Raw genomic sequence first — 12253 nt, 5'->3', positions numbered from 1 at the left:
GAATGCCCTCAGTAAAGCCTACGAGCTCGACTATCTTGTACAAACGGTGGTATTCGTTACTGACTTGGATGCGCCGCCACCTAGATTTAGCCAGATTGAAGAATCACTCGAAGAAGATCAGCACATGCCTCCAGTAGTTTTCGTCACTAACAAACTTGTGGATCAACAAAGAGAGTCTTTTGAGAAGGCGTGTAATGGATACGCTCAAGTTTTCTATTATGAACATGGCCTTGAACTAGACATTCAAGAAATAACGGAAGAATTAGAGTCTATTAGAGATCAAGCTAACTACTCTGCTTCTATGGGGATGTAGTATGGCCCGATTTAAGCTAAAACTTAACGACCATCACCATGTGGCCTCTCCCGTTTTGGCGCCGATGCAAACTATACTTGCGGTCGCGTCTGACTACTATCAGTACCACCTTAACACGCACGTTCCAGCTCGCGATTATTTAATACAGCGTGGGTTGGATGACGCTACTTTGGCTAAATTTGAGTTTGGTTTCTCGCCGAACGGTTTCAATCAACTTACATCACAAAAGAACAATAAAGTGTGGAAGAGTTCAATTCAGCGCACTCTGCCCTCAAAACTCAATGATGAGGCGCTTTCAAGCGTAATTTTTGACTTAATGGTTGCGTCGGGATTGCTTCGATTAAACTCTCGTGGCGAATACAGTGATCGTTACCGCGGTCGAATTGTTGTTCCCATTAAGGACCAAACAGGCCAAATTGTCAGTTTTGGCGGTCGCGTGTTTGATTCAGCACTTACTGGAGAGAATGCGCCTAAATACATCAATGGTAGTGATACGCCCATATTTCACAAAAAGGATGTCGTTTTTGGCTTAAACTTCATTGCCAAACAGGGCTTTCAATCGTCCATTATTGCCGTAGAAGGTTATCTTGATGTTGCCACCATGCATCAATTCGGTATTGAAAACGCAGTATGCGGCATGGGAACCTCAGTTACTGTAGAGCAGTTGCAGCAGCTGTTTCAATATACCGACTGTATTTCATTCTGCTTTGATGGCGACGAAGCTGGTCGAAAAGCAGCAATGCGCGCAGCTGTCACTATCCGACCTCTTCTTAGTGGAAGCCGTACCGCTACGTTTACTTTTTTACCAGACGGAGAAGACCCAGATACCATGCTGCGCGGTGGTATCAATCGGTATACGCAGGATTATATTGATGGTCAACGCGACGCTTTTCTTAGTCACATTGAAGATGGATTGCCAATTGAAGGAATGCTGGATTACGTAGCTAGATATCAATGTGCAACATCTTGGAAGGATGAACCCAAACTTCTTATGGCTCATTTGCTCAATGATGTTGTGACCATGCCTGTAGGTAGTGATGTGGGTGCAAGGATACAGCAGTCGTTGCGTATTAAGGCTTCAAAACTTTCCTCTACCGCCTCTGATATTGATGAAGCCGCTATGGTTCAGTTTATCAAAGGCATGAACTAGCTACTATTCAAGAGTCTATACTATGGTAATTTTACTGCTTTTATCAGTTTTCTGTTTTTCATGTATCTCTGGGTTGGTCGTTGTCGTATTTATGAGGCGTTCCCTTCTTACTGCATACACTGATATCTTCGGTGCTGAAGTTGTTTCTTCTTGGCAACGTATCATATCAACCCTCATTGTTGTAACCAGTCTCACCGGCGGATTTTCATTTCACATCTTGGAAAAGTTTCTGCCTACCTCTGAGTCATTTCGCGCGACTACCCTTGACGTGATCGTGCTCGAAAGTTTGAGGGCTCTTTTGAACAGCGCTCAATCTGTCATTCATGTCTTGTTGGTATTGTTGATCATCAGCGTGCTGGTGGCTTTAGTATTGCGTCTAAAGGGCGTTTACCCGCAACAAAACAAGAACTAAGTCAACTTCAACTGGCAATGACACCGTGTCAAAACTCGGAACCCACTCAATACCTTTGGCAATGACACCGTGTCAAAACTCACTCAATACCTTTGGCAATGACACCGTGTCAAAACTCAAAACTCGCTCATTACCTTTGGCAATGACACCGTGTCAAAACTCGGAACCCACTCAATACCTTTGGCAATGACACCGTGTCAAAACTCAAAACCCACTCAATACCTTTGGCAATGACACCGTGTCAAAACTCAAAACTCGCTCATTACCTTTGGCAATGACACCGTGTCAAAACTCAAAACCCACTCAATACCTTTGGCAATGACACCGTGTCAAAACTCAAAACTCGCTCATTACCTTTGGCAATGACACCGTGTCAAAACTCGGAACCCACTCAATACCTTTGGCAATGACACCGTGTCAAAACTCGAAATCCACTCAATACCTTTGGCAATGACACCGTGTCAAAACTCGGAATCCACTCAATACCTTTGGCAATGACACCGTGTCAAAACTCGGAATCCACTCAATACCTTTGGCAATGACACCGTGTCAAAACTCGAAATCCACTCAATACCTTTGGCAATGACACCGTGTCAAAACTCGGAATCCACTCAATACCTTTGGCAATGACACCGTGTCAAAACTCGGAATCCACTCAATACCTTTGGCAATGACACCGTGTCAAAACTCGAGATCCACTCAATATCGTTGAAGGAACAGGAAAAATCGTACTTTTGTAGTGAAACACCACACAAACCAATTATAAGCGTATTGATTATTTATAAGCTATACGCTTATAATCTTCACATCAGCGTATAACTTGGAGTGTACACATGACCCTGATTAATGCCAACCTGACCCAGCTTCAGAATGAGTTTGACTACATTCTTGAATTCAACAAACAACACACCCCCAACGATATCGTTCAATCGCTTCTACGCAATACAACAGACGATAAGTTACGTGATTTAGTTTTCAATGGAGGTGAGCTTGCACCAGTGCTTGGCATTCATGATGACCAGTCACAGCAAATGCGCCGTATCATCACCCAATATGAGAAGGACACTGGCGAAATCATCTACCAAGATGCCGCAAACAAACGTCAGTTCTCGCATGATGAAGCTGAGCGATTCTTGAGTTATTGCGGCGTGGACTCTACCCGTATTCGTCGCGAAAAGGGCGAACACTACGAGGTTCCTGTTGTTTTATGGACTGGCGGTAAAGGTGGGGTAGGTAAAACGTCTAGCGCAGCTAATAGCGCAACAGCATCCGTAATGGACCCATCAAGACTCAACCGTACCCTAATCATTGACCGAGACTCCAAGCAGGGTTCAATTGGCCATTTCCTTAGTCATGTGGACGACTCTTATCTGTTTGATACCACTCTTCCTCTATTCGAAAAATACGGACATCTCTCTCGCAAAGAACGTCTGAGCCCTGAAGTGCAAGAAGAGTTACGTGAACTACTGTTTACCGGTGATAAGCCCTATGTTCTTAAAAGCGAAATCCCCAACTTATGGTTCATACCAGGATCTCCTGAAGATTATGGTGTTGCTCGCCTTATTACTCGTCTTGCCGCGCTCTATGGTTTCGAACAGGCCCACAGCATGTTTAAAGACTTGATAATTCAACCGTTACTCAATGACTTCGATTTGATCATTATAGATAGTAGTCCCTCGATGGACTCACTGAACGACATGTATCTGTATTCAGCAACAGACCTTGTAATGGTCTCAACCCCTCGCTCACTTGACTTGCGCGCGTTTGGTAATTTCCGCAATACCTTAACTACGTTCATTAAAGAGTTTGAACCGCTGGGCTTTACCGGTTGGAAAAATATGATTTCTATCCTCAGTAAATGTCCAACCAAGCAGGAATATCGAGAGCGTGCCGAAACATTCCTACGACCTATCAATTCTGTGCTGCAAGTTGCGGATGAGGTCAAGGCCTATGAAGTGGCGTCGGAAAAGAAAGTGCCTCTTCTGCGATTGAAGGGACACAAACAACATCGAAACCTAGTGATGAAACAATACTACTCACTAGCGAATCATATTTTCAAAACAGCATGGGGCGATAAATAATGACCGCTAGAACTGGAGGCAACCAAGAAGCAGGCTTACAAGCCGAATCTGCGCTTATTTCAAGTAAACGTTCACAGCAATCACTAAAAACAGTGAAAGACCTACTGTCAAACTTGGAGCTAAAGCGTGACGAAGTAATTCAGGCTTTGGGCATAAGTGCACAAGGCCAGCCAACTAAAGAATACCGACTACTGGGTGGTAGAAAGCTAAGCGCCTATCGTGTAGTTGTACCTTACTCAGATTTCAAAAACTATACAGATGATGATCCTAAAGACTCCAAGGTCACCATTCATCCTCTGAATAAACGAAATCAGAAAGGATTAACTAGAACAGCCCTTGCTGACATCATTGAGACCGCTTCCAAGGTGGGTATTCAAGAGGAAGGCTTAGCGATAGAGTTAAATGGCCGTTATCAGCTCATTGATTCTAGTCGCCGCTTTGGGGCTGCGCGCTTTACCGAAGAAGACCTACCATTATGGGTGTTCCCTGAAGGCACGGAATTATCAGATAGTGAAGTGCGGATGTTAGCGCACATCACCACACTGAAGCGTAATCTTTCCTACCGAGAAGAGGGCAATCACATTCGTGAGTATGCCATTAGCCTTGGAGATGATATTTCCTCATCTTCCTTTGACGATGCTGTGCAGGCCGTCTTCTACCGAAAAGTAGAAAGCGGCGAACTTGAACATCATGAAAATGAACATAATCATGATGCTAAAGATAGTGCGATGATGCGGAACCATGTGACTTTCAACGAAGCTTTCTTTGAAGCGATCAGAATGGAATTCCGACTACTGGTCAGCGATAGAACTCTCCAACGCTACTTGGATGCAGCAATGGTCACAGAGTCGCTAATATCATTGTTTCCTGATTATGAATCCATCAACAACAAATTGTATGCACCATTGAAGCAGTGCTGTAAAAGTATTGCTGCCAAGCTTGGTAAGCCTTTTGTTCCTAACCGCCACAACGAACTTCAGTACTTCACTGAAATCGAGCCATTAGTGAACCAATGGGTTGCTGAATTCAAAGATGCTTTGACTTTTGACTCAAATGCACCTCTTGCGGAGCAACACAAACAGATTCATCAGTCGATCAAAGCGTTGCTCATTGAGCATGAGATAACCAAACAGCCAGAGCCTGCTTGGTCAGAGCCTGTGGAACTATCTCGTTCCGATAAGTTCAAATACTCCACTATACGTAGCCACAAAAATGGTCGTACTCATGAGATAAAACTCTCACGACCATCAGTCAAGCAGCTAGATCTCCACAAACTCTTGGCTAGTAACTACGAGCTACTCACCCCCGAGCAGCAAGAAGTGATTGAATCTGTTCTGCGTGCTCATGAAGCAAGCGAGGACAACAACTAAACCAACCGCTCGGCACGAAACTGTCCGCGACCAACTGACCAGTCTTCTGCCGAGCTCTACTAGAGGTATCTTACTATGACAACTGCACAATTGATTATTAAAGCCTTTTCTACCGGAGAGTCGACGCGCATTCATGCGCTTAGTTGGCGTGAGTTCAGTAGCGTACTAGTCGAGATCAGGAGTTATTTGGAACAACCACCCAATCCAGCATCTTCTATTTAGGGAGCTTCTGAGTCGAATAACTACGCACAGGTAAGGATTTTAACGAAAAGTGTAGGGGAATATGCCTGTCCATCCGCGACCAAACATTTGGGCAGGCATATGCTGAATCTAGAGGTATCTTGTTTCAGCTAAGGCAGTATACCTCGGAGACGTGAGTCGTCAATACTCATCGGTCAGTTGACTTGCCTCGGAGCTCTAGTGTGATGAATTGCTCTACTTCTATTTTCAATAGCATCTGCTCACTAATATCCTCAGTCGCCAACAACATATTGCGACGCGCATTGTCCAACGAGCATGTTGTCGAACTCTTTATTGATACGTTCGCTTCTAAACTAGCTAAAAATATCTTTAACTTCTCGGGCACGGATTGCTCAATTGTCCTTATCTGCACTTCACCTATAAAACCATCAGCAGTGGCGCGAAGTAGGGCAGTGCGGACCAAAGACATGACGTGCGGACACTGCTCTGCTTGTAAGTCTAATATCGCCATTTCCTTCTCCTATCGATTGCAGTACTCAGATGGAATAACGCGAAGTTCGATACACAAAAGGCGCGCTAACCGGCGCTCGCTTCCTTTAACAATTTTTGTTTTCCCATCGACACGTTGGTAGATTTGATGATTCAACCACAAAGGGTGCTCTCGATCAGAGAAGGGTATTTCGCGCAACTTTTCTAATGGCTTGCAATCAAACTCATCTTTGCCGCTTAATTTCGCGTCCACATGCAAGCTATTTCCAAGCATTCCCAAGGCTTTTAAGCCAATGACACAACACGCCAAGTTGCCATCAACGGTGCTTCTCCACACTTCCTTGGTCGCCGTCAATAAGGATTTGTAAGGCAAGTGCCCATATAAGGCTTCGATAAATCGGGCAATTTCCAGCAGGTAGTAGTCATATTTGTCGCTATCCTCGAATAACTTTTTGACACGCGCGGGGCTATCTCCGACAAATGCACACACAAAGTCACTCAATGTAGCCATATTCATGAATTGCCCATGACCTAATCGGCCCTCTACGGCTACAGCCTTAGATAACGGTGTCCCCATTCTGTCGACAATTGACATCAATTCAGTGGTGAACACGTAAAGAGGGCACTCATTGTCGAAATAGATCGATTGTGATTTTGATGGTTTCTTCATATGCAGATGAAAGTCAGCGAAAATTTGTCTAACGTAACTCGCAGATTCGTAAACGCTTTCCGTTTGCACTTGTACAATCTTCAAATCTAGATGGTGACTGACTAACTGCTCTTTTAGTCTAAGTGCTTCCTCAATACCTACACGGCGACCTTGTCCATCTACCAAAAATCTATCAGCGAAAGACGGTATCTCTATGATCGATAGATAGCTTCCGTTCTCTTCTGCATCCGAGTCCGGCCCGTTAACGGGCGTGATTACCGCTTCACTACCTACCACCAATACCGCCTCTGGAAAGACCGTGTTATCTCGCCCACTAAGATAGTCGGTAACACCCTTTGCTCTACTTTGCTGGACTATCCGCTGCATACGGTCTTTCTCATCAAGCTCAGTATCCTCAACAGATGTGATAGCGCAATACTGCCCATAGCTGACTTTGCATAAGTGCGTTGTGCCAATTCCCTCTTTGCCGGAAATGCATAGTAGCTTTACTGATTGTTCTGCGGTGTTCTTCTTCTTCTCAATCGTGCATGTTTCGCCAGTCATAGTTCACTCTCTACGTTAACGATGTCAATTTGTTAATAACACAATACACGAGGTTAATTTGTTAATCAACAAAAAATGCAATACACAACATATAGTGACAGATTAAGGCTTAAACACTGCAAAATAACGATCAATAAACTAATTGACACCACGATAAACGATGTTAATATGTTAACCAAACTCAAGCCATATATGTGAGAGCGCATGAACTACTTTGACCTGACATCACTAAATCATGACGTAGCCAAACAAAGCTATACTCGCTTTGAAGATCTAGTCGCTAAATTGATGAAGTTACTTGAGATGGGCGTGGTCTATCAGCTTGGTTTTTCTGCCGGTAAAGACAGTAGCACTGTGTTGAATGCCACTATAGAAGCTATGCGCCGGTGTATTGAATCCGGAATTATAGAGGCCGACCACCCTCTAGTGGTTATTACGGTGGATACTTTGCTAGAACCATACAATATTCAGACTTACGTTCCTTTCGCTCACAACCAAGTGCGAGAAACATGTGAGCAGTATGGAATCAATCTTACGATGAGTATCGTATCGCCGCCTCTCCACCAGCAATTGATGGTTCTTTACGCTGGTACTCAGAAACTTTTCGCTACAGCTGCGTCGGGTCGCAGTGCCGATTGCAGTACCGTCTGGAAATTGGACTTGGCGAAGCGATCATTATCAAAAGCGGTAAAGTCGCTCGCTCCGAAGTACCAACAAGCGAAGTGGGTTAACCTTAGCGGAGTGCGTCTCGATGAATCTCAACGAAGAAAGGCCAATATTAACAAGCGAGGCCAATCTTACACATCTGCTGACGCATTGTTGGACGAGCTAAATCAAGAAGGAGAGGGATATGGTTTCCACCGCTTTGCGCCAATAGCCGATTGGACAACTCGTGACGTAATAGACTGTTTGAGTCATGCTGGGGGCAATCCTATCAAGCGCATGCCTATCGGAATGTCTATTCCTTGTTATGGAAACAACTTCGGCCTTCTGTTGGCTATTTATGGGGAAGGGTCTAACGATGTTTGTCAAGTTACTGATGGTGGCTCGTGTGGTGGAGTCGCTCGCTATGGCTGCCAAACGTGTGGTCTTGTTAGCGAGGATGTTTCAGGCCAAGAAATGCTACAGTATCCGCGCTGGTCTAGATTCGGGGATGACGTTGTCCGTTTTCGTGATTACCTCGTTCGCAGTTCGACTATGATCGAACATAGAGCGTTTCACCCTCGCGCTACGTGCAGCGTTACTTCCAATGTCTACCTTCAACCCAATGTACTCAAAGCGAAAACGCTCGAGTACATTATCTATCAAGCCTCTCAGATCACCGAGAAGCAACAGCACATTCACAGAAAATTTTGTGAACAACTAGCCCATGGTAATATCTACGAAGATGAGGGCGTCGTGGATATCATGGAAGATCGCTCTCTCCGAAGTGATGTCAAAGATGAATACGTGGAGGCCTACATAGCTCGAATGAGTGCCAAGCCTATGCTGGAACTCTTTACAGAGAAACACGCCGTCATGCTATCTGCTTTGTGGTCGCTTCATGGGCTCAACTCTGCACCTTACCGTCCAATGAAGATCCTTGACAATGTGAGAAAAGGGCACCGCAAACCAATGCCGATGCTCAATAATGAATTGAACGCAGCTTTAGCCGCCAAGGGACTGCCGAAATGGGATGATACATCGATACTAAATAAAGAGATCCCTGATGCGCTGGTTTATCAACTGTTCTCACCGGCCAGACGATTTGATGCCAGCATTGTGGAGAGTGATGCGCTGTCTCACTGGTTACCGATAGACTTCACCAAGTCCAACATTCATCACCACGCTCCACTTCTTCGCGGACTAAACAACGAACTCATTCATCGTGACAGGTTGCGCCCAGCTAATACGCTGCTATTGAAGGTTCAGCTGTCCACTGATGGCACAAACCATAACCTATGGGCAAGCAGAGTTCCGTCTGGTATTTTTCCGATAACCAAGGGCTCCGCCGCATATCAAGAGCTCCTAACATTAGCGTTAGATAAGATGGACCGTGAATTGGCTAAAGTCGGCGCCACCTACGCCAAATCCGTAGAGCAAGTGCTGTCAGACGTGCTTAAGGCAAACGGAACGTTCAAACTAGAGTTTTACACAGAAGTTCCTTTTGCGCGTACTTTTACAAGTGCCTTCTCTGGTGTAACACATACACCAAAAACCCGAAAACAGGCGGGATTGCGGTTTACGCGTCGAAAGCGCACTAAGGTCGGCAATGGCTTGTTTACCGCAGGGCGCACAAGTTTGCAAGACTACACTCCGTCAGATCAACCGGCACTCGTTGAACAGCATCGTGTCGACGTCGGTTACTGGCTCCCAGATACTAAAGAAACACGAGCGCAGCAATTCTCACTATATGACTATGATATGGACGAAGAGTTTGTTCAGAATCTGGATCTTTCGATGGACTTTCTAGAAAGCAAGTTCGCTAAGTTTATGAAGACGCATTGGGAATCTGCCATTTCCGCTCATGACAACTATGTCAGAGATGGTTTTTCCAAGCGTACTGGCGCTAGAAAGTACGGAGGCACTGGAGCCTTTCACTCGCTGATGAAAGTGTCTGGGTTGCAAATGTCTCCACGTTTTCAAGCTTACGTTAACCGTTCTCTTGTACGCACTGAAATATTCCATGCTTCCAGTATCTTCACTCTATCGGACATGCCGCATTCTGACATTGCTCAGATTAATGGCGTCATTTCAATGGATGAGCATCGATCCCAGAAAGCCAATCAACTTCTTGCTGTACGCCGCGCTCGTAATATAAAGCGAGCTGAACTCAGAGATATGCTCTCTGGCAAGCGTGCTAATACACTTGTTCGTACAGTTAGCCAGCGTGTAATAGAATTTCTCACACATTTCGAGAAACAAGCCTTATCGATGGCGATTCATGCTTCACATCAAGCATTTACAGGCAGGCCAGACTTGTCTTTGAATGGGAACATCAATGAAATTTGGATGCAACAGTTCAGCCCTTGCGCCACTGGTTTTGATAGTCTGGTCAAAATGCTGAGCTCAAAAGAAGAACTTACTGCACTACGCCACAATCTTGAGAGCATGCAGACTGTATTCGAAGTCTATAGAAACAAGACAGCACTCGTTTCCCGCTCGTTGTCACAACGGTGTAATCAAATAGTCGATTGCTTGCTTGATATCCACCAAAAAGCAGGGGAGTGCGATCTTGATGACGATGGTATGGGGAACTTCGAGTTCAAAGATCCATCAATGGCCTCTCAGTTGGTTGATGCCTATGTCGCTGCTGGAGCTACGCGTAATCGTTTCCTAACAGAGATGGCGTTTAGCAACACGTTGGCTGTAGCTAAAGGGCTGAGGAAAGAAAGCAAAGAGATAGCTAATGCACGGTTCACTGGAGCAGCTACTGCTCTCCAGTCATCGATAGCTGCAACAGTGGCTACCTTCAACGCGATAGATTTTGACTCAATGATACGAAAAGTCGTTACCTTAGAGTGTCGTACCAGTACTATTGGTCCGCTATCTGATGAGAAAAGAGCACGACTAGCTGCCCTAAGAGCAGCAAACTGATACTCCAAGTAGGCAAAGTATGACCGAAACACAGTTTGACCAATTACAGAGATTAACTCGAAAACCTCGTAATACTGAAGTGGCTCGAGTAGTGAAGGACCTATTCTTGAATCATAAGCTCTCTGAGCATGAGCGGGTGATCGATGCTTTAGACCAACCCTTCGAGTTTAGACGCTATGTGCGGGAGGCGCGAAACACGATCTATAACTCGCTTCGACACATCGAAGCTATCACTGAGTTTGAGCGTCACGGAGAACCTAGCCCCCAACTACATTTCAATCTCGTTCTTGCTCTCTACCAGTATGAGCCAAGCGACGTAACCAAGAAGCAGTTAGAACTGCGTGTCGTTGGCCAAGTACCGGCAAAGACCGTCGCGGAGATAACCGATTCTTCTGTCCCGCAAGTTAGTAGGGTAGTGAGTCAATATCGAAAGAAGGTAGCCACAATCAACGAGGTAAAAGAGCACTTCTCCGAGCCAAACCTATAACTCTATCAACGGCTAGGTTATGACGCCGAAGCCCAATCTAATAAGGAATTGAAAATGAACTATTTAATGGCAGATAGCATCACCGGAATTTGGGAAGTCGAAACACTGGAGGGCGAAGAATGTGAGTTAATGACTCAAGAAGAATTTGCCACAGAACTTGATGCACTGCCCGAAGGCCGTGTCATTGCATGCCAAGCTGACGCAGAATACTGCGCTCGCTTTGAGAGAGACTACTTTGTGCAGTTTTTGCAGTAGTCGTTAATTGGTCATTGCTAACAGTGGTGGCATCCAAAAACGAACAAACCCTCGTATAAGTCGAGGGTTTAGAAAGTTACCCGAAAGGTAACGGTGAAGCCGGCATCAGCGGTTCGGGTTACATCTACATGAAACCTTAGCCTCACAGCAACTACTACGGCTACAACTAGGCCAACATGTAGATCTGCCACCCTAAGCGCCGCCAGCAAATCTAGCGCGTGAGTAAACATGATCGTTCTCCGTTCTATTGGTTCACACCATCCCCCAATCGAACGGAGCGAGGTGTTTAGTTAAGGATCTTTCAAATGGGGCGTTGGCACCCAAATTTCACTTTGTTTCATGATTTCTATTCCCTCTAATCAATAGTTAGCTTTCAATTCTTGGCGATACAATTTAATTGCATCACGATTGGTGGAAGCATTCACACGCCACACATGCTTGCAATACCCGTAGGGTGCGTCATCATCATGAACAACACTTGCAAGCTTTGTTGCTTCGGTTGCAGTGAGGTTTCCATCGTCATCCGACCATACATCGCGCTCAACTTTTGTCATTAGATTTCCCATTAGTCTTCGTCTGCGTAGATTTCTTGCGCAGAGCCGTCCATATCTTCAACAACCCAAACTGCGTCTTCGACACCGTGAGCCTGAGTGGAGTGCATTACCGGAAGGTTTTCAGCTTTCTTGATGGCTTCTTCTAAAGTGTC

General features: G+C 45.3%; 11 protein-coding genes. 8 read left to right on the top strand and 3 right to left on the bottom strand.

The window, feature by feature from the left end:
* The 5 genes from AC6R1O_RS08595 to AC6R1O_RS08575 all read left to right on the top strand — a co-directional run.
* A partial coding sequence (locus AC6R1O_RS08595; protein WP_500656862.1) for a hypothetical protein occupies positions 1-313 on the top strand: 313 nt, incomplete at its 5' end.
* Between the two features lies 1 nt (position 314).
* On the top strand, positions 315-1463 hold the full coding sequence (locus AC6R1O_RS08590) for a toprim domain-containing protein (protein WP_500656861.1): 1149 nt from the start codon (positions 315-317) through the stop codon (positions 1461-1463).
* 22 nt (positions 1464-1485) lie between these two features.
* Positions 1486-1875, top strand: coding sequence for a hypothetical protein (locus AC6R1O_RS08585; protein ID WP_500656860.1), 390 nt, complete (start codon positions 1486-1488; stop codon positions 1873-1875).
* An 833-nt stretch (positions 1876-2708) separates the two neighbouring features.
* The gene (locus AC6R1O_RS08580) at positions 2709-3956 is read left to right on the top strand and encodes a ParA family protein (RefSeq protein ID WP_500656859.1); all 1248 of its coding nucleotides are present in this window, start codon (positions 2709-2711) and stop codon (positions 3954-3956) included.
* Positions 3956-5326: a hypothetical protein gene (locus AC6R1O_RS08575; protein ID WP_500656858.1), complete on the top strand. Its 1371-nt coding sequence runs from the start codon at positions 3956-3958 to the stop codon at positions 5324-5326. The genes AC6R1O_RS08580 and AC6R1O_RS08575 overlap by 1 nt, the downstream gene beginning before the upstream one ends.
* Before the next feature lie 388 nt (positions 5327-5714).
* On the opposite strand, the gene AC6R1O_RS08570 is transcribed toward AC6R1O_RS08575, so the two are convergent.
* The gene (locus AC6R1O_RS08570) at positions 5715-6038 is read right to left on the bottom strand and encodes a hypothetical protein (protein ID WP_500656857.1); all 324 of its coding nucleotides are present in this window, start codon (positions 6036-6038) and stop codon (positions 5715-5717) included.
* A 9-nt stretch (positions 6039-6047) separates the two neighbouring features.
* Positions 6048-7229 carry a DNA sulfur modification protein DndB gene (locus AC6R1O_RS08565; protein ID WP_500656856.1) on the bottom strand — a complete coding sequence of 394 codons (1182 nt, stop codon included), beginning with the start codon at positions 7227-7229 and terminating at the stop codon, positions 6048-6050.
* A 204-nt stretch (positions 7230-7433) separates the two neighbouring features.
* Here AC6R1O_RS08565 and AC6R1O_RS08560 point away from each other — a divergent pair, with 204 nt between their 5' ends.
* The 3 genes from AC6R1O_RS08560 to AC6R1O_RS08550 all read left to right on the top strand — a co-directional run bounded on the left by AC6R1O_RS08560 (position 7434) and on the right by AC6R1O_RS08550 (position 11547).
* On the top strand, positions 7434-10805 hold the full coding sequence (locus tag AC6R1O_RS08560) for an adenine nucleotide alpha hydrolase family protein (RefSeq protein WP_500656855.1): 3372 nt from the start codon (positions 7434-7436) through the stop codon (positions 10803-10805).
* Between the two features lie 106 nt (positions 10806-10911).
* Positions 10912-11292, top strand: a complete 381-nt coding sequence (locus AC6R1O_RS08555; protein WP_500656854.1) for a hypothetical protein — start codon at positions 10912-10914, stop codon at positions 11290-11292.
* 54 nt (positions 11293-11346) lie between these two features.
* Complete coding sequence (locus tag AC6R1O_RS08550) at positions 11347-11547, top strand: hypothetical protein (protein ID WP_500656853.1); 201 nt, start codon at positions 11347-11349, stop codon at positions 11545-11547.
* A gap of 359 nt (positions 11548-11906) precedes the next feature.
* On the opposite strand, the gene AC6R1O_RS08545 is transcribed toward AC6R1O_RS08550, so the two are convergent.
* The gene (locus AC6R1O_RS08545; protein ID WP_500656852.1) at positions 11907-12101 is read right to left on the bottom strand and encodes a hypothetical protein; all 195 of its coding nucleotides are present in this window, start codon (positions 12099-12101) and stop codon (positions 11907-11909) included.
* Positions 12102-12253 lie beyond the last annotated feature (152 nt).

This window comes from Vibrio sp. R11-SG3-ISO3-SZ (assembly GCF_059834345.1).
Note: the sequence above shows the minus strand (reverse complement) of the source record. Positions and strands in the feature narration are given on the sequence as shown.

Bases quoted from the DNA above. Each gene is read 5' to 3' on its own strand.
- AC6R1O_RS08590 (WP_500656861.1), top strand. From the start codon at position 315: ATGGCCCGATTTAAGCTAAAACTTAACGACCATCACCATGTGGCCTCT.
- AC6R1O_RS08585 (WP_500656860.1), top strand. From the start codon at position 1,486: ATGGTAATTTTACTGCTTTTATCAGTTTTCTGTTTTTCATGTATCTCT.
- AC6R1O_RS08580 (WP_500656859.1), top strand. From the start codon at position 2,709: ATGACCCTGATTAATGCCAACCTGACCCAGCTTCAGAATGAGTTTGAC.
- AC6R1O_RS08575 (WP_500656858.1), top strand. From the start codon at position 3,956: ATGACCGCTAGAACTGGAGGCAACCAAGAAGCAGGCTTACAAGCCGAA.
- AC6R1O_RS08570 (WP_500656857.1), bottom strand. From the start codon at position 6,038: ATGGCGATATTAGACTTACAAGCAGAGCAGTGTCCGCACGTCATGTCT.
- AC6R1O_RS08565 (WP_500656856.1), bottom strand. From the start codon at position 7,229: ATGACTGGCGAAACATGCACGATTGAGAAGAAGAAGAACACCGCAGAA.
- AC6R1O_RS08560 (WP_500656855.1), top strand. From the start codon at position 7,434: ATGAACTACTTTGACCTGACATCACTAAATCATGACGTAGCCAAACAA.
- AC6R1O_RS08550 (WP_500656853.1), top strand. From the start codon at position 11,347: ATGAACTATTTAATGGCAGATAGCATCACCGGAATTTGGGAAGTCGAA.
- AC6R1O_RS08545 (WP_500656852.1), bottom strand. From the start codon at position 12,101: ATGACAAAAGTTGAGCGCGATGTATGGTCGGATGACGATGGAAACCTC.